This window comes from Halobacillus sp. ABD4_316 (assembly GCF_056161385.1).
This window is the reverse complement of record NZ_JBSWZA010000001.1, coordinates 675,757-691,635: the sequence shown is the minus strand read 5'-3', so window position 1 is coordinate 691,635 and position 15,879 is coordinate 675,757. Positions and strand designations below refer to the sequence as shown.

Annotated in this window: 20 protein-coding genes; 19 read left to right on the top strand and 1 reads right to left on the bottom strand. The window is 47.1% G+C overall.

Going from position 1 to position 15,879, the window contains the following annotated elements:
- Nucleotides 1-34: 34 nt before the first annotated feature.
- The 14 genes from ACXAJH_RS03755 (at nt 35) to ACXAJH_RS03690 (ending at nt 11,514) form a co-directional block, all read left to right on the top strand.
- The gene (locus ACXAJH_RS03755; protein ID WP_474993120.1) at nt 35-1,336 is read left to right on the top strand and encodes a pyrimidine-nucleoside phosphorylase; all 1,302 of its coding nucleotides are present in this window, start codon (nt 35-37) and stop codon (nt 1,334-1,336) included.
- A gap of 137 nt (nt 1,337-1,473) precedes the next feature.
- Nucleotides 1,474-2,646: a D-alanyl-D-alanine carboxypeptidase family protein gene (locus ACXAJH_RS03750; RefSeq protein WP_474968742.1), complete on the top strand. Its 1,173-nt coding sequence runs from the start codon at nt 1,474-1,476 to the stop codon at nt 2,644-2,646.
- A 92-nt stretch (nt 2,647-2,738) separates the two neighbouring features.
- The gene (gene spoIIAA / locus ACXAJH_RS03745; RefSeq protein ID WP_474968741.1) at nt 2,739-3,104 is read left to right on the top strand and encodes an anti-sigma F factor antagonist; all 366 of its coding nucleotides are present in this window, start codon (nt 2,739-2,741) and stop codon (nt 3,102-3,104) included.
- On the top strand, nt 3,089-3,529 hold the full coding sequence (gene spoIIAB / locus ACXAJH_RS03740; RefSeq protein ID WP_474971359.1) for an anti-sigma F factor: 441 nt from the start codon (nt 3,089-3,091) through the stop codon (nt 3,527-3,529). Before spoIIAA ends, spoIIAB begins: the two co-directional genes overlap by 16 nt.
- 10 nt (nt 3,530-3,539) lie before the next feature.
- Nucleotides 3,540-4,286 carry an RNA polymerase sporulation sigma factor SigF gene (gene sigF, locus ACXAJH_RS03735; RefSeq protein ID WP_474993119.1) on the top strand — a complete coding sequence of 249 codons (747 nt, stop codon included), beginning with the start codon at nt 3,540-3,542 and terminating at the stop codon, nt 4,284-4,286.
- Between the two features lie 126 nt (nt 4,287-4,412).
- On the top strand, nt 4,413-5,030 hold the full coding sequence (locus ACXAJH_RS03730) for a stage V sporulation protein AA (RefSeq protein WP_474971360.1): 618 nt from the start codon (nt 4,413-4,415) through the stop codon (nt 5,028-5,030).
- Nucleotides 5,017-5,427, top strand: coding sequence for a stage V sporulation protein AB (locus ACXAJH_RS03725; RefSeq protein ID WP_027954479.1), 411 nt, complete (start codon nt 5,017-5,019; stop codon nt 5,425-5,427). Before ACXAJH_RS03730 ends, ACXAJH_RS03725 begins: the two co-directional genes overlap by 14 nt.
- 22 nt (nt 5,428-5,449) lie before the next feature.
- Entirely contained in the window at nt 5,450-5,908 is a 459-nt protein-coding gene (gene spoVAC, locus ACXAJH_RS03720) for a stage V sporulation protein AC (protein ID WP_474968737.1), read from the top strand.
- A 12-nt stretch (nt 5,909-5,920) separates the two neighbouring features.
- Nucleotides 5,921-6,937 (top strand): stage V sporulation protein AD, encoded by a 1,017-nt coding sequence (gene spoVAD / locus ACXAJH_RS03715; RefSeq protein ID WP_474968736.1) that lies wholly within the window; start codon nt 5,921-5,923, stop codon nt 6,935-6,937.
- On the top strand, nt 6,934-7,284 hold the full coding sequence (gene spoVAE, locus ACXAJH_RS03710) for a stage V sporulation protein AE (protein ID WP_474968735.1): 351 nt from the start codon (nt 6,934-6,936) through the stop codon (nt 7,282-7,284). The genes spoVAD and spoVAE overlap by 4 nt, the downstream gene beginning before the upstream one ends.
- A gap of 23 nt (nt 7,285-7,307) precedes the next feature.
- Nucleotides 7,308-8,774, top strand: a complete 1,467-nt coding sequence (locus tag ACXAJH_RS03705) for a spore germination protein (protein WP_474968734.1) — start codon at nt 7,308-7,310, stop codon at nt 8,772-8,774.
- Nucleotides 8,775-8,897: 123 nt separating this feature from the next.
- Complete coding sequence (gene lysA, locus ACXAJH_RS03700) at nt 8,898-10,211, top strand: diaminopimelate decarboxylase (protein ID WP_474993117.1); 1,314 nt, start codon at nt 8,898-8,900, stop codon at nt 10,209-10,211.
- Nucleotides 10,208-10,642 (top strand): peptidylprolyl isomerase, encoded by a 435-nt coding sequence (locus ACXAJH_RS03695; protein ID WP_474993116.1) that lies wholly within the window; start codon nt 10,208-10,210, stop codon nt 10,640-10,642. Before lysA ends, ACXAJH_RS03695 begins: the two co-directional genes overlap by 4 nt.
- Before the next feature lie 506 nt (nt 10,643-11,148).
- Nucleotides 11,149-11,514: a GNAT family N-acetyltransferase gene (locus ACXAJH_RS03690; protein ID WP_474968731.1), complete on the top strand. Its 366-nt coding sequence runs from the start codon at nt 11,149-11,151 to the stop codon at nt 11,512-11,514.
- Nucleotides 11,515-11,559: 45 nt separating this feature from the next.
- On the opposite strand, the gene ACXAJH_RS03685 is transcribed toward ACXAJH_RS03690, so the two are convergent.
- Nucleotides 11,560-12,024: a DUF309 domain-containing protein gene (locus ACXAJH_RS03685; RefSeq protein WP_474971362.1), complete on the bottom strand. Its 465-nt coding sequence runs from the start codon at nt 12,022-12,024 to the stop codon at nt 11,560-11,562.
- Between the two features lie 187 nt (nt 12,025-12,211).
- Between ACXAJH_RS03685 and ACXAJH_RS03680 the strand changes: the two genes are divergently transcribed.
- From ACXAJH_RS03680 to ACXAJH_RS03660, 5 genes are all read left to right on the top strand, one after another.
- Entirely contained in the window at nt 12,212-12,967 is a 756-nt protein-coding gene (locus ACXAJH_RS03680) for a segregation/condensation protein A (protein WP_474968729.1), read from the top strand.
- Entirely contained in the window at nt 12,958-13,551 is a 594-nt protein-coding gene (gene scpB / locus ACXAJH_RS03675) for an SMC-Scp complex subunit ScpB (protein ID WP_474971363.1), read from the top strand. The genes ACXAJH_RS03680 and scpB overlap by 10 nt, the downstream gene beginning before the upstream one ends.
- Before the next feature lie 139 nt (nt 13,552-13,690).
- Entirely contained in the window at nt 13,691-14,761 is a 1,071-nt protein-coding gene (locus ACXAJH_RS03670) for a D-alanyl-D-alanine carboxypeptidase family protein (RefSeq protein WP_474970399.1), read from the top strand.
- The gene (locus ACXAJH_RS03665) at nt 14,749-15,339 is read left to right on the top strand and encodes a nucleoside recognition domain-containing protein (RefSeq protein ID WP_027954467.1); all 591 of its coding nucleotides are present in this window, start codon (nt 14,749-14,751) and stop codon (nt 15,337-15,339) included. Before ACXAJH_RS03670 ends, ACXAJH_RS03665 begins: the two co-directional genes overlap by 13 nt.
- A complete protein-coding gene (locus ACXAJH_RS03660) occupies nt 15,336-15,851 on the top strand; it encodes a spore maturation protein (protein WP_474968726.1) in 516 nt (171 codons plus the stop codon). The genes ACXAJH_RS03665 and ACXAJH_RS03660 overlap by 4 nt, the downstream gene beginning before the upstream one ends.
- Nucleotides 15,852-15,879 lie beyond the last annotated feature (28 nt).

Genomic DNA, 15,879 nt, shown 5'->3' with positions numbered 1-15,879 from the left:
TGAAATTCTTAGTAAAAGCAAAGGGTGATAGGACATGAGAATGTATGATGTAATTGTTAAAAAACGTGACGGCGGGGAACTCACCAAAGAAGAAATACAGTTTTTTGTGGAAGGGTATACAAAAGGAGACATTCCTGATTACCAGGCGTCCGCCCTTACGATGGCCATCTATTTCCAGGGGATGACACAGGAGGAAACGGCAACGTTGACGAAAGCGATGGTCGACTCTGGTGAAACGATCGACCTTTCGGAAATTGATGGGAAGAAAGTGGATAAGCACTCGACAGGCGGTGTCGGTGACAAAGTGACCTTTATTGTAGGGCCTCTTGTTGCATCCATTGGTATTCCCGTTGCGAAAATGTCCGGGCGCGGCCTCGGTCATACAGGCGGGACACTGGACAAGCTGGAATCTGTCAAAGGCCTTGAAATTGAGATGAGCAAAGAGAAGTTCATCGAGAATGTCAACAAATTCAAGCTCGCGGTTGCAGGACAGACAGGCAATCTGGCACCAGCTGATAAGAAGCTTTATGCACTGAGGGACGTAACTGGAACAGTCAACTCCCTGCCTCTCATCGCCGGTTCAATCATGAGTAAGAAGATTGCATCCGGGGCAGACAGCATCGTTTTGGATGTAAAAACAGGAACGGGTGCCTTCATGAAGACACTGGAGGATTCCGAAGCTCTTGCGCGTGAAATGGTGAATATTGGTAATAACCTGGGAAGAAAAACCGTAGCAGTGATCAGTGACATGAACCAGCCGCTCGGTTATGAAGTTGGAAATGCGAACGAGATTAAGGAAGCGGCGGAAATACTACAGGGAAGCCCTGTGGAAGACCTTCGTACACTATCCTTGGAAATCGCTTCCCATATGGCTGTCCTGGCTGATAAGTTCCTTAGTTACGAGGATGCATATGAAGCGCTGGAAGCCAATATTGAAAACGGCAAGGCATTTCAATCCCTGCGCAACCTTATTGAAGCACAAGGGGGAGATGTATCCATGATCGACGATCTCTCCAAACTTCCGCAGGCGAAGTATCAAGTAGAAGTAAAAGCCGACAAAGATGGATTCGTTTCAGCTATTGACGCGGAATCCATTGGTGTTGCCGCTATGTACCTCGGTGCAGGTCGTGCGACAAAGGATGATGAAATCAACCATGGCGTCGGAATTACGATGAAGAAAAAGATTGGTGATTCGGTAAAAGCGGGAGAACCTCTCGTCGTTCTTCTAAGTGATGATGAACAGCCGGAAGACTCGATCCAAAAGGTCCAGCAGGCGTATACGATTTCGAACGAACAGGTGGAAAAACCTACGTTGATCCACAACATCATTAAATAAACCGGAAGACGGAGTCCCAGTGGCTCCGTCTTTTTTTATGGGGATGATCATAAAAAACATGCGGCAAAGAGGTTTGTATAGAAGATCATGGAAAGGGAAAGCTAGGGGCACTTACAGCTATATGGGAGGTTTAGGGAATGAGAAAATTAATAGGTGTCATCCTGGCTATGTGTTTATCCGCCGCTGTCCTTCCGGCGGGCATATCAGCGGAGGAAAAGGCGTCATTGGATATTGTGAACTCAGCCAAATCGGCTGTGCTGATGGAAAAAAACAGCGGGCGGACACTTTTTGATAAGGATGCAGATAAGAAGCTGCCTCCAGCAAGCATGACAAAGGTCATGACGCTTTTATTGATCATGGAGGAACTGGAAAAGGGCGGAATCACTCTGGACGAAATGGTCCGCGTCAGTGAACATGCCGCATCCATGGGAGGGTCGCAGATTTTCCTTGAAGCTGGGGAGGAGATGACAGTGGAAGACCTTCTCAAAGGAATCGCCGTAGCTTCCGGTAATGATGCCAGCGTAGCAATGGCTGAACGAATTGCCGGTAGTGAAAAAGAATTTGTAGCGATGATGAACAAAAAAGCAGAGGCGCTCGGTTTAAAAAACACCCATTTTGAAAATCCGACGGGACTACCGGCTGAAAACCACCTGAGTACCGCCCGTGATATGGCTGTTATGGCCCGTGAATTACTTCTCCACGATGAAGTAACCACCTATACAAAGATTTATGATGATTATCTGCGTAAAGGACAGGATAATGAATTTTGGCTGGTGAATACGAACAAGCTCATCAAAACCTATCCCGGAATGGATGGTTTGAAAACAGGCTACACCTCCGAAGCGAAATACTGCCTGACTGCATCCGCCCAGCGGAATGATATGCATATGATTGCAGTCGTTATGGGGGCGGCCACCCCGAAAGAGCGCAATGCTGATGTTTCGAGTCTGCTGGACTATGGGTTTTCCCAGTTTGAAGGTGTTAAGCTTTATTCCAAGGATGATGCGATGACAACGCTGAACCTGACAAGGGGAGAGCCTCGTCAAGCGGTGTTGAAACCGGAGAAAGATGTTGTTGTTCTGAAGAAGAAAAATGACAAAAAGACAGATTATGAAACAGAGTTGAAGGTAGACGACAGTCGAAGTCTTCCCTATGAAAAAGGGGCGCACATGGGATGGGTTGTTGTAAAAAATGGTGGTGAGGAAGTCGCCAAAGTACGTCTGGAAACTTCAGAACCAGTGGAAGAAGCAGGATTTTTCCAGTTATGGGAACGGTCCTGGAGGAATTTGACGAGCTTTCAGAGGTTTTAGCACTTTCCCACTAGTATTGTACCAGAGCAGGAAATGACTCAGAAAAGGACGAAAAGACTTAGGGACTCTTAAATGTCAGAGGAGGAATTCACTTGAGTCTTCAAAGTCAATTCGCTGTCAGGGAAAATGTTTTAATCGTTCGTTTAAATGGAGAGCTCGATCATCATGAAACAGGATACTTGAGGGAAGCCTGGCAGAAACATCTGGAAAATGAAGCGGTAGAACATGTGATCGTCAATTTGGAAAAACTATCCTTTATGGACAGTTCCGGCCTTGGTGTGATGCTTGGTCGTTATAAAGAAGTACAGGCTAAAGGGAATGTCATGGTCGTTTGTTCTGTATCCCCTGAAGTTACACGCTTGTTTGATATGTCCGGTCTATTCAAAATAATACAGCTGATGGATAATGAAGCCGCTGCACTGGAAAGTCTGGGGGTGGCATCATGCGGAATGAAATGACCCTTGAGTTTCTAAGTATCAGCGCCAATGAATCTCTGGCCAGGGTTTCCGTCGCTTCCTTCATCAGTCAGCTCAACCCGACGATGGAGGAGCTGACAGATATTAAAACCGTTGTATCCGAAGCGGTTACCAATGCGATTATTCATGGCTATGAAGAAAAGAGTGACGAAAAAATTGTTCTTACCTGTGCCATGGATGGAGAAGAAATTGAATTGATTATCAAGGACCATGGGAGCGGTATTGATAATATCGATCTTGCCAAGGAACCCTTATATACCTCCAAACCGGAATGGGAGCGTTCCGGTATGGGATTTACAATTATGGAGAACTTTATGGATCAAGTGGATATCACATCTGAGCCCGGGGTCGGGACGACCATCCGTATGACCAAGCAGCTGACGTCCACCCGTGCGCTCTGTAATTGAGGCTGCGCCTATGGGAGATGCCACTAAAGAACGTCTGTCGGATAAAGATGTAAAGGCATTGATTAAGAGAAGTCAGGCAGGAGATCAAGAGGCCAGGGATTTTCTTGTTGAAAAGAATACCAGGCTTGTTTGGTCGGTGGTGCAGCGTTATCTGCGCCGGGGGTATGATCAGGATGATCTTTATCAAATCGGCTGCATCGGTCTTTTAAAGTCCATTGATAAATTTGATCTTAGTTATGATGTGCGTTTTTCTACGTACGCCGTTCCTATGATTATTGGTGAAATTCAACGGTTTATCAGAGATGACGGCAGTGTCAAGGTAAGCCGCAGTCTGAAGGAACTGAATCATAAAGTCCGGGCGAAAAAAGAAGAGCTTTTAAAGGAATATGGCCGGTCGCCAACCGTCAATGAACTGGCCGGGGCTCTCGGTATGTCCAAGGAGGAAATTGTCCAGGCAGAGGATGTCGGCCGGGCACCTCAGTCCATTTATGAAACCGTTTATGAAAATGAAGGAGACCCCATTACCCTTGTTGACCAAATCGCTGAGGAGGATGACAGCTGGTTTGATCAGCTTACACTGCAGGATGTCATGAGCCGGCTGGATAAACGGGAGCGTCTCATCATTTATCTCAGGTATTATAAAGACCAAACACAAACAGAAGTTGCTGAGAGGCTTGGCATATCACAGGTCCAGGTGTCCCGGCTGGAGAAAAAGATTCTGGCGGATATGAAAGCTACCATGAATGATACGAGTTAAAGGACTGCGCCTGCTGAAGGTGCAGTTTTTTTATTGGACACCTGCTGCAGCGAGGAGAGGGTGGCGTATGATTTCCGCTGCACCACGCATAATAAACGTATCTAACCATTACAGGGGGCGTGAAAGATGACAGCACCCGTCTATATTCGTCTGAAGCAGTCCATTTACGTTCATCCTCAGGCAGAAATTCGTCTTAAGGATACGGCTGCAATCACAGGGGCTGAACAGCAGATCGCCCCTTTGAAGGAAATTGTTCTGCATGCCGTGACACCCGAGGACCAGAACATTGTCGTCATTGACGCGTTCATGATTGTGGAGCAGATCCTTCATCAACAGCCTGGTACAGAAGTCCAATTGATCGGCCCATCCTGCTGCGTCGTGCATATAGAGAAACACGGGAAGGAACCGAATCCCATGTTGATCAGTGCTATTTGGATCTTATTATTTATCGGAGCCGCCATGGCTATTATGAATTTCCATTTCGATGTCAGCATGCAGTCCGTGCAGCAGAAGCTGCACTTGATGCTGACAGGACGGGAAGCCGAATATCCATTATGGATACAAATTCCTTATTCGATCGGACTGGGAATCGGTATGATCTTATTTTTTAACCATTGGTTCCAGAAAAGGTTCAATGAAGAACCGAGTCCCATGGAAGTGGAGATCTTTAACTACCAGGAGGATCTGGATCATTATGTAGCCATTAAAGAAAATAAGGTGGAAAAAAAGGATGTGGATCGTTGAAATCTTAATCGGACTGGCTTCAGGGATTGCCGTCGGCACAGGATTTGTAGCATTCCTGACTGTCCTCGGTATTGTACCGCGTCTCATGCAGTTGAGCCATTCGGAATCAAAGTTGAGGCATTACGAATGGGCGGTCATCACTGGTGTGTTTTTCGGGATTTATTTATCATTTGGCAGCTTTCCTCTTCAGATGACATGGTGGGGGCTCGGCGTGTGGGGGCTGTTTCATGGGATCTTCATCGGTATGCTTGCAGCGGCTCTCACAGAAGTGTTGAACGTTTTTCCTCTGCTTTTTAAAAGGATAGGAGTCGATGGTTATCTCTTTACGTTATTAATGGCGCTGGTGCTTGGGAAAATCGCAGGTTCGCTGTTTCAATGGATCATTTTTGTCAGATAATCCGCAAATTGGAGGGATATGTATGGATAAGCAGCCTTTGAATGAGCAGAATTTTGAACATGCCGTCAAATCCTATCAACCGAAGCCGCCTTATGTAATGAACTGCATAAAAGCATTCATTGTAGGCGGCCTCATCTGTGTGTTCGGAGAATTGTTATCACAAATGTATATACATTGGTTTGACTATAATGAAGAAAATGCAATGAATCCTACAGTGGCCACCCTTATTCTCTTAGCAGCGCTCGCGACAGGTTTTGGTGTTTACGACAAGCTGGGGCAGTTTGCGGGGGCTGGATCGGCTGTACCGGTGACTGGTTTCGCCAACTCGATTACGAGTGCAGCCCTTGAACATAAATCAGAAGGCCTTGTTCTCGGGGTGGCGACCAACCTGTTTAAACTTGCGGGTTCGGTCATTGTCTTCGGTGTCGTGGCTGCTTATGTTTTAGGGATTTTCCGATACCTTTGGTCACTTATATTCTAGGAGGAAACAGGAATGGGTAAAGCTGGAAAGCACACATGGACATTTTCCAATCAAGTTTATATACAGGCTTCAGGTACAGCTGTCGGACCGATGGAAGGGGAAGGGCCTCTCGGGTCGACGTATGATGTAATCCATAAGGAACTCCATTGTGGAGAATCCAACTGGGAACTGGCGGAAAGGAAGCTGATGTTTGATGCGGTATACGCGTGTCTCCAAAAAGCAGGAGTCGATCAGTCCGCCATCGATTTGTTCCTTGCGGGTGATCTTCTCAATCAAAACGTGACTGGAAATTACGTGGCCCGCCAGCTTGGTATTCCCGTTCTCGGCATGTTCGGTGCCTGCTCGACGAGCATGGAGACCCTGGCGTCAGGCGCGGCTCTTGTCGACAGCGGGTTTGCAGATCAGGCTTTAGTAGCGGTGAGTTCCCATAATTGTACAGCCGAACGCCAATTTCGTTACCCGACGGAATATGGAGGACAGAAGCCGAAAACAGCGACGTATACGGTAACCGGAAGCGGTGCCGCTCTTCTTTCCAGGACTCCTTCCCCTGTTCAAGTTGAAGCGGCAACAATCGGAAGGGTGATGGATTATAACATCAAGGATCCTTTTGATATGGGATCCGCTATGGCTCCGGCGGCATGGGATACGATTAAAACCCACCTGGAGGATATGGGGAGAATGCCTTCGGATTATGATGTGATAGCGACGGGGGATTTATCATCTGTAGGTTCGCCGATTTTCAGAGATATGATGAAGCAGGATGGGTATGACCTTAGTGAAGTCCATAAAGACTGCGGCATGCTTGTCTATCACAGCGATCAGCCTGTATTTGCCGGGGGGAGCGGCTGTGCCTGTTCCGCTGTGGTCACGTATGGAAAACTGCTAAAGGATTTGATGGACGGAAAATATAACAAGGTGCTCGTCGCAGCCACCGGAGCTTTGATGAGTCCGATGATGATTCAGCAGAAGGAATCGATTCCAGGTATAGCGCATGCAGTTGTATTAAAGCGTGGGGAGGGAGCCTCATGACCTTTTTATGGGCTTTTATCGTAGGGGGAGGAATCTGTGTCATCGGCCAGATCCTGCTTGATGTATTCAGACTGACACCTGCCCACGTGATGTCCTCCTTTGTTGTGGCGGGGGCGGTTCTCGATGCTTTCGACATTTATGATAAACTCATTGAGTTTGCAGGGGCGGGGGCTACGGTGCCGATTACCAGCTTTGGACATTCCCTTCTGCACGGAGCGATGGAACAGTCGGAAAAGCATGGGTTCATCGGAATAGCTGTCGGCATTTTCGAACTAACGTCTGCAGGAATTGCCTCTGCCATTTTGTTTGGCTTTATCGTTGCTGTGTTTTTTAAACCGAAAGGATAATGATGCCTCAAGGAGTGAAAGGAATGCCGGATCAAAAAGAAGCACCCATCGTTATGAAACTGGAACAGAATAGAAAAGCAATGAACGAGAGGATAGGGGTTGAACAATCCTTTGATCTTGGATTCCGCACCGTTCATATTCTTGGAACAGAAGTCAATGTGTATTATGTGACAGGTCTTGTAGAGACACCCATCATAGTAGAAATTATGAGGCAGCTGTTCGAATTGAATGAAGGTTCGGAAAAAGAGGATTCCATCCGCTCGCGGATCAAGAACGATATTCCACACCAGCAGGTGGAATCCTCTTCAGATATGAACCAGTGCATCACCCAGTTGTTATCCGGGCTGATCATCATTTTTGTAGAAGGAGAGACAGAAGCGTTCATCGTGGATGTCCGTACCTACCCGGGCCGTACACCGGAAGAGCCGGATACAGAAAAAGTGATCCGAGGATCCAGGGACGGATTCACTGAAAATATTATTGAAAATACTGCTTTAACAAGGCGGAGAATTCGTGATGAACGTCTTCGTCATGAAATTCTTCAAGTAGGAGAAAGGTCAAAGACCGATATCTGCATTTCTTATATCAAGGATGTCGCAGATCCCGGGCTTGTCGATTTGATTAAGAGTGAAATTAAAAACATCGATATCGATGGACTTTCCATGGCAGATAAGACGGTTGAAGAATTCCTCGTTAAGCAGGGGAGGAACCCGTTTCCGCTTGTCCGCTATACGGAGAGACCGGATGTGGCATCGTCCCACTTGTTTGAAGGGCACGTCGTCATTATGGTGGACACCTCCCCGAGTGTGATTATTACGCCGACGACCTACTTCCATCATGTTCAACATGCGGAGGAATTCAGGCAGGCACCGGCCGTAGGTACATTTGTCCGCTGGGTGCGCTTTTTTGGAATCTTTTCATCCATATTTGTACTGCCGCTCTGGATGCTTTTCGTAATGCAGCCGGATCTGCTCCCTCAGGCGCTGGCTTTTATCGGCCCGAATGAAGAGACGGCCATACCGATCATTATTCAAATTCTACTTGCGGATCTCGGTCTCGAAATGCTCAGGATTGCCGCCATTCATACCCCGACACCGTTATCGACAGCTATGGGTCTGATTGCGGCCGTGCTGATCGGGCAGATTGCTATTGACGTGGGAATGTTTGTCCCGGAGGTTATCCTCTATGTAGCCGTTGCCGCAATCGGGTCCTATTCCACTCCCAGTTATGAATTGTCCGTGGCCAATAAGATGGCCCGTGTGCTGTTTGTCATTTTAGTAGCCGCTTTTGGTATCAAAGGTTTAATGATCGGTTTCCTTGGTTTCGTTCTACTACTGGCTCATACAAAATCGCTGAACACGCCTTATCTCTGGCCTTTCCTGCCTTTCAATGCCAAAGCAGCGCTGCAGATTATACTGCGGCTCAGTATGCCGTCACTCAAGGTGCGGCCGAGTGTGGTCCACCCTCAAAATAACCAGCGGCAGAAATAATCATATTGCCGGTCTTTCAGCAATGTGATAAATTATAGACAATTAAAAAAATGTCCTTTACCAATAAAGGGCATTTTCTTTTTATTCCAAGTACATACGTTTGAACAAAAAAGGCGGGATGGTATGAATCACGAAGTAAATGAACAAGGGCAGCTTATGATTGCCGGAGTGCCGGCAAATGAGCTCGCCCACCACTACGGCACGCCGTTATTTGTCTATGATGTCGACCGAATCCGTGCGAATGCGCAGGCGTTTGTACGTACATTCGAAGAATATAACGTTCCTGCCCAGGTCGCTTATGCCAGTAAAGCTTTTTCTTCCACAGCGATCCTTCAAGTCGCCCATCAGGAAGGGCTTAGCCTTGACGTCGTTTCCCAGGGAGAGCTTCACACTGCTCTCGAAGCAGGTTTTCCAGTAGAAAAAATCCATATGCATGGAAACAATAAGAACATCCAGGAAATTGAGATGGCTGTGCGCTGCGGCATTGGATGCATTGTTGTCGATAACTTCTTTGAAATTGAACTGCTGAGCGCTGTATTGAAAGAACAAAATAAAACGATGGATGTGCTTCTTCGTGTTACACCAGGGATAGAAGCGCATACCCATGACTATATTCTCACAGGTCAGGAAGATTCCAAGTTCGGGTTTGACTTGAGCAGCGGCCAGGCCGAGGAGGCGTTTCAGAAAGTCCAGGAAGACCCGAATATACACATGAAGGGACTTCACTGCCACATCGGTTCCCAGATATTTGAAACGGATGGTTTTCAAATGGCTGCCCAGCGCCTATTCCGCACCCTTCACGAGTGGAAGGACACCTATCACTATGAAGCTTCTGTCGTCAATCTTGGTGGAGGATTCGGAATTCAGTATACGGAAGAGGATCAGCCGCTTGAGCTGGATCAGTACGCACACGCTCTTATTAAAGAGGTGAAAGTCTTATCCCGTCAGTTCGACTACCCGATGCCTGAGATCTGGATTGAACCCGGCCGGGCGATTGTGGGAGAAGCGGGTACGACCCTTTATACAGTAGGTTCTGTGAAAAACATTCCGGACGTGCGGACTTATCTATCAGTTGATGGGGGAATGACGGATAACATCCGGCCTGCTTTGTACAATGCAAAATATGAAGCCGCCCTTACGGAGAAAATGAATGAGCCTAAAGAAAATACCTATTCAATTGCCGGGAAGTGCTGTGAATCCGGAGATATGCTAATATGGGATGTGGCGCTTCCTGCTGTTGAGCATGGAGATACACTTGCAGTTTTCAGTACAGGAGCGTATGGTTATGCTATGGCAAGTAATTATAACCGCTTTCAAAAACCGGCAGTTGTGTTTGTGGAAAACGGGGAACATCAGCTGGTCGTCCAAAGAGAAAGTTATCAGGATATGACCAGACTGGATTTGTCATACGAGAATGGAAAGGGGAAAGAGAAATGAAACAAGCAACGATTCAATTTGAAAACGGTGAGAAAATGGTGGCTGAGCTTTATGAGGAAGCTGCGCCGAATACGGTAGCCAATTTCGAGAAACTGGCCAACGATGAGTTTTATGACGGCCTGACTTTCCACCGTGTTATTCCTGACTTTGTCATTCAGGGAGGCTGCCCGAACGCAACAGGTACTGGTGGTCCTGGATATACAATTAAATGTGAAACAGAAGGAAACCCGCATAAGCACGAGCGCGGATCCTTGTCTATGGCCCATGCAGGCAAGGACACAGGAGGAAGTCAGTTCTTTGTCTGTCATTCTCCGCAGCCTCACCTTGATGGCCGTCATACGGTATTTGGAAAAGTCATTGAAGGTGTGGATATCGTTGACCGTGTACGTGTCGGTGACGTTATGCAGAAGGTAAGAGTAGAAGATAAATAAGGTATTGGATGAGCCGGCTTGAAAAGACAATGACCCATTGTTGGATCAGCGGCTCCTCTTTTTCTGTCCGGCGGGGAGGAAAAGAGCGGTTACATCTGCTTATGAAATGAACGGTGAGTCATTCATTGAGAGAGGGAGACGTAAGGTGACCGGGTGTCCGCCTGATTCCCGTCACAGGCGCCATGCTGTATCATCACTCTTAAGTAGTCTGTTGCGCTTGTGGAGAGAGGGTTGAATATTTTATCCTGTTGCTATATTCTTATTGAACGGGGATAAGAAATTCGTTCGACCGGGGGATACAAGATGAAATGGAAAAACTGGACACTGTTTACCATTCTCGCTTTATTCAGCATTGGCTGGGGCCTGTTTTACTGGTTTGGCATTGTTATGTAAAATCGTGGTGTCCGGCCTGACAGACAAGTGGACAATTACTTGAATAGAATGATATGACTTAAATGTATGTGGATAACCAATACGATTAGTTATTTCATAATTGAGGGGTTAATATGCTGATTCGATATAAAAAATCTTTTGAAAAGATAGCTATGGGTCTGCTTTCCTTTATGCCGGAAGTTACAGACGTCCGCAATCTGCAGGATGTCATCCGGCGGTATGATGCAGATCCTGACTGGTATCTGTTTTTATGGAAAGAAGAAGATATTCTGGGGGCGGTGGGCGTCCGTCTGGAGGACGGCAGAGCCGTCGTACAGCACGTCTCCGTTAATCCATCCCACCGTAATCAGGGGATTGGACGCAGGATGATTCAAAGCATCCGTCTTCACTTTAAAGATCAATGTGAAATCTGTGCTGACACAGCTACAGAAACGTTCATTGAAAAATGTGATGAGGAAAGTGCTTCTTCCCAGTTGTAAGATAAAAGAGGTGCCTCTGCGGCACCTCTTTTCTCATGGGGAAATTTATCTTCTGCGCTTATGTTTATGAATCAGTCTTTCATCTTCCATCCTGCTGGGTGATCCGAATGCCACTCCCCAACTTTGACAGATTTCATCAACATCCTGTAAAAGCTGTGGGTCCGTAATGGAAAAGTTCCAGCTTACATAGGGTTCACCGCTGCGTACACGACAGAGTTCTGAGGAAAGCTTTTGTTCCATGTGGACTGGATCAATCCCCAGATGTACAAGGGATTCCCGCTGTGCAGGCATATGATGGACGCACCTTTTTAAAAGAGTGACAGCGCCGTTTTGGTTGCCCCGCCGGTCATGGTACATAGCCACAGCTGTTTGTATAAGCAGAACCCATACAGACTGTCGGTTGCCGGGGTCTGTATTTTTCCAGTGCTCCTCGAGCACTTCGTGGCATTCAAAGTAATCTCTTGTCCCATGAAAATGGGCCAGAAATTCCAAGTAAAGAGAAGGGTACATTGCAATTACTCCATTTCAAGCGGAAGCCTGTTGGTCCGCGTCATTTTTTCGAAACCGGCGTGCCCGCTCTCTATAGTTTATAGGATACACCCATTCATCTACAAGGGGCACCGTTTAGACCACCTGTTGGCATAAGAACATTTCTGATATGATAAAAGTGAAGAATCAGTGGTAAAGGAAGAATAACATGACAAAAAGCTACCAAGTGAAAGTGGAAGGCTTCGAAGGGCCTCTGGATCTTCTTTTACATCTTATCAATCGATACGAAATTGATATCTATGATATTCCTGTTTCACAGATAACGGATCAATACATGCATTACATTCACACGATGCAGGAATTAGAACTTGATCTTGCCAGTGAATATTTGGTGATGGCTGCAACACTGCTGGCTATAAAGTCACAGATGCTGCTTCCTCAGCCTCAAATGGAAGAAGATATGGAAGATATGGAACTCGAAGAAGACCCACGGGAAGAATTGATGCGGCGCTTGATCGAATACCGTAAATACAAGCAGGCCGCGGATGAATTGAAGCAGAAAGAGCTGGATGCCAATCGGATCTATACGCGTCCACCTTTAAGTGTAGAGGACCAGGAAGAGGAAAAGGCGGAAGTCCGTCCGGGAGAAGCATCGATTTATGATATGATCCAGGCCATGGGCAGGCTGATGAAACGTAGTAAAGAAAAGCAGCCCGATGAAGCCAGGGTCCGGCGCGATGAAATTCCCATCCAGATGCGTATGGACGAAATATTACATCAAATGCAGCGTTCGCCAGAAGGGACTCCGTTTTACCAGTTGTTCGAAAAACGGACGAGGCCCCATATTGTCGTTACGTTCATTGCCCTTCTTGAGTTAATGAAAAGCAATGATATTACCTGCGTGCAGCAGAAGCATTTTGAAGAGTTAATTGTGTTTAAGATGGAGGATGCCCCATGGAATTAGAGGAATACAGAGCAATCATAGAAGGGGTGCTGTTTGCCTCCGGTGAAGAAGGAGTGCCGAAAAAGAAGTTGATGGATTTGTTGGGAATAGACAAATCTTCTGTAGATGATTTGATTGAGAGTATGCAGGAAGCTTATATGCATCCATCCCGGGGGCTGATGATTATGGAGTCCCAGGGAACCCTGCATCTTACAACGAAACCCGAGCATGCGTCCTACTACAAACGTCTGCTGGATTCCCCGAGCGCAACCAGACTTTCGCAGGCGTCTCTGGAAGCGCTGGCGATCATCGCATATCAGCAGCCGATAACGAGAATTGAAGTGGACGATCTGCGCGGGGTGAAAAGTGACCGCTCTATACAAACCCTTGTCAATAGAGGTCTGATTGAAGAAAAAGGACGCAAGGACGCTATTGGTCGTCCAATTCTTTATGGAACGACGAAGGACTTTTTGATTTACTTTGGTTTGACATCGATCGACGACCTTCCACCTCTTGAGGACCTGCAACACCCTGAGGATATGGCAGGAGATGCCGATCTTTTCTTTGAAAAATTTGAGAAAGATCCATTAAATGATGAAGACTGACACTTGCTGCTCCTGATCCAGGGGCAGCATTTTTTTACGACTGGGCGGGAACTTCATGATTCATATGCCTGTACATTCAGGCATAAGGTGTAGCAAACGACTAGAATGGGAGGAGCTCCTCTTGAAAAGGTGTTTATATATGATTTTGACCGCCCTGCTCGCTTTCCAATGGTTTAGTTTACACCCGGTTCAAGCTGAAGGAGCGCTGTCTGTATCAGCCGAGCATGCGGTTTTGATGGATGCAGCATCCGGACGGGTCCTGTATGAAAAAGATGCCTACGAACCAGCTTTGATTGCCAGTACAACTAAAATCATGACGGCGTTGATTGCCGTTGAATCAGGCAAAATGGATGAGAAGGTTTCCGTAAGTAAGAGAGCCGTGTATACAGAGGGATCTTCCATTTATCTAACAGAAAAAGAAAGTATCCGCTTAAAGGATCTTGTTTATGGTCTCATGCTCCGGAGTGGGAATGATGCAGCGGTTGCTATAGCTGAACATGTGGGAGGAAGTGTTGAAGGCTTTGTCCAGATGATGAATGATAAGGCCGCATGGCTCGGGATGAATGACAGCCGGTTTGAAAACCCCCACGGCCTGGACGGGGAATCCCATCTTTCGAGCGCCTACGACTTAGGCCTGCTGATGGCTTATGCAATGAAAGATGAAACGTTTCGTGAAATTACGGGAAGCGAATCCTACCTTTCAGAAAACAGGGACTATGCGTGGATGAACAAGAACAAAATGCTCACTCAGTATTATGATCCGACAAATGGTGGAAAGACAGGTTTCACCAAGGCAGCAGGACGGACGCTGGTCACCTCTGCTGCTAAAGAGGGAATGGAATTGATTGCGGTCACTTTGAATGCACCGGACGATTGGAATGATCATAGAAACATGTTCGAGTGGGGATTCGCCCATTTTGAAACCGTCCTTCTGCAGAAGAAAGGCACGGTGAAAGTGGGGGGAGAAACCTATTATGTACCGAGAGATTTAGCTTATCCATTACTTCCATCTGAAAAAGAGCAGTTGGAGGCCGTGTTTTACCCTGTAGAAGAAGGGGCGGAAATCATGGCAGGGGTTACTTATTACAAGTCGGGCCGCGTCCCAATCGTAGAAGCAGCCGTTTGGAAAGAACGGCCGTCGCAGTCTTTTCTGCGGGAAGTCGGTGATTTTCTTCACCGGATGATGGGGGTGGCGCCATGGTCAACCTGATCTGGGCGCTTCTTGCAATCATCGGTATTGTTTATGCGGCATTCAACGGCACAATGAAAGAGGTCAACCAGGCGATATTTCAGACGCTGGATGAGGCTGTTATGATTACGATCAGTCTCGCGGGGGTGCTGGTGTTCTGGCTTGGGCTGATGAAGATCGCGGAAGAAGCTGGATTGTTAAGAGGACTTGCTGTGTTATTTAAACCTGTAGTCCGCCGGATCTTTCCAGATATCCCGGACAACCATCCTGCACTTGGATACATTTTATCGAACATGACGGCCAATATGTTCGGGCTGGGGAATGCAGCGACGCCGATGGGGCTGAAGGCGATGAAGGAATTGAAGGATCTATCCGGTTCGGACCATGCCAGCCGTTCCATGATTACCCTGCTTGCCCTCAACACATCCTCGTTAACGTTGATTCCTACAACCGTTATAGCGGTCAGGATGAAATATGGATCCTCTGACCCTACATCGATCATCGGGGCTACCATACTGGCCACAATCATTTCCACCTGCGCCGCCCTCTGCATCGACCGCTATTTTTATTACAGGAGAAAGCGGAGGCTTGGATTATGATCAGTATATGGCTGATTCCGGGAATCATCTGCCTCGTACTGGTCACGGCTACCATAAAAAAGATTCCCTCTTATGAGGTTTTCGTAGAAGGGAGTAAGGAAGGGCTGCAGATTGCTGTGTCCCTGCTGCCCTTCCTTCTAGGCATGATGGTATCCATCGCCGTCTTTCAGGCCTCAGGAGCTATGGGAGCGGTGCTCGTATTGTTCGAACCCGTTATGAATGCTTTCGGCGCACCGGAGGAAATTCTGCCGCTGGCTTTTATCCGGCCCATCTCGGGAACGGCCGCATTGAGTATGACAACAGAACTGATCCGCACGTTCGGCCCTGATTCTTTCATCGGCTATCTGGCATCCGTCATGCAGGGGAGCACAGATACTACGCTTTACATCATCACCGTCTATTTCGGTGCTGTAGGAATCAAGCGGATGGGCGATGCATTGAAGGTTGGACTCCTTGCAGATTTAGTTGGTATACTGGCATCAATCATAATTGTGATCATCCTATTCCAATGATAGGATGATTTTTTTGTTCAAACCTATA

What these genes read in the sequence shown, in the direction of transcription:
- ACXAJH_RS03755 (WP_474993120.1), top strand. Translation starts at nt 35, where the DNA reads ATGAGAATGTATGATGTAATTGTTAAAAAACGTGACGGCGGGGAACTC.
- ACXAJH_RS03750 (WP_474968742.1), top strand. Translation starts at nt 1,474, where the DNA reads ATGAGAAAATTAATAGGTGTCATCCTGGCTATGTGTTTATCCGCCGCT.
- spoIIAB (WP_474971359.1), top strand. Translation starts at nt 3,089, where the DNA reads ATGCGGAATGAAATGACCCTTGAGTTTCTAAGTATCAGCGCCAATGAA.
- sigF (WP_474993119.1), top strand. Translation starts at nt 3,540, where the DNA reads ATGGGAGATGCCACTAAAGAACGTCTGTCGGATAAAGATGTAAAGGCA.
- ACXAJH_RS03730 (WP_474971360.1), top strand. Translation starts at nt 4,413, where the DNA reads ATGACAGCACCCGTCTATATTCGTCTGAAGCAGTCCATTTACGTTCAT.
- ACXAJH_RS03725 (WP_027954479.1), top strand. Translation starts at nt 5,017, where the DNA reads ATGTGGATCGTTGAAATCTTAATCGGACTGGCTTCAGGGATTGCCGTC.
- spoVAC (WP_474968737.1), top strand. Translation starts at nt 5,450, where the DNA reads ATGGATAAGCAGCCTTTGAATGAGCAGAATTTTGAACATGCCGTCAAA.
- spoVAD (WP_474968736.1), top strand. Translation starts at nt 5,921, where the DNA reads ATGGGTAAAGCTGGAAAGCACACATGGACATTTTCCAATCAAGTTTAT.
- spoVAE (WP_474968735.1), top strand. Translation starts at nt 6,934, where the DNA reads ATGACCTTTTTATGGGCTTTTATCGTAGGGGGAGGAATCTGTGTCATC.
- ACXAJH_RS03705 (WP_474968734.1), top strand. Translation starts at nt 7,308, where the DNA reads ATGCCGGATCAAAAAGAAGCACCCATCGTTATGAAACTGGAACAGAAT.
- lysA (WP_474993117.1), top strand. Translation starts at nt 8,898, where the DNA reads ATGAATCACGAAGTAAATGAACAAGGGCAGCTTATGATTGCCGGAGTG.
- ACXAJH_RS03695 (WP_474993116.1), top strand. Translation starts at nt 10,208, where the DNA reads ATGAAACAAGCAACGATTCAATTTGAAAACGGTGAGAAAATGGTGGCT.
- ACXAJH_RS03690 (WP_474968731.1), top strand. Translation starts at nt 11,149, where the DNA reads ATGCTGATTCGATATAAAAAATCTTTTGAAAAGATAGCTATGGGTCTG.
- ACXAJH_RS03685 (WP_474971362.1), bottom strand. Translation starts at nt 12,024, where the DNA reads ATGTACCCTTCTCTTTACTTGGAATTTCTGGCCCATTTTCATGGGACA.
- ACXAJH_RS03680 (WP_474968729.1), top strand. Translation starts at nt 12,212, where the DNA reads ATGACAAAAAGCTACCAAGTGAAAGTGGAAGGCTTCGAAGGGCCTCTG.
- scpB (WP_474971363.1), top strand. Translation starts at nt 12,958, where the DNA reads ATGGAATTAGAGGAATACAGAGCAATCATAGAAGGGGTGCTGTTTGCC.
- ACXAJH_RS03670 (WP_474970399.1), top strand. Translation starts at nt 13,691, where the DNA reads ATGATTTTGACCGCCCTGCTCGCTTTCCAATGGTTTAGTTTACACCCG.
- ACXAJH_RS03665 (WP_027954467.1), top strand. Translation starts at nt 14,749, where the DNA reads ATGGTCAACCTGATCTGGGCGCTTCTTGCAATCATCGGTATTGTTTAT.
- ACXAJH_RS03660 (WP_474968726.1), top strand. Translation starts at nt 15,336, where the DNA reads ATGATCAGTATATGGCTGATTCCGGGAATCATCTGCCTCGTACTGGTC.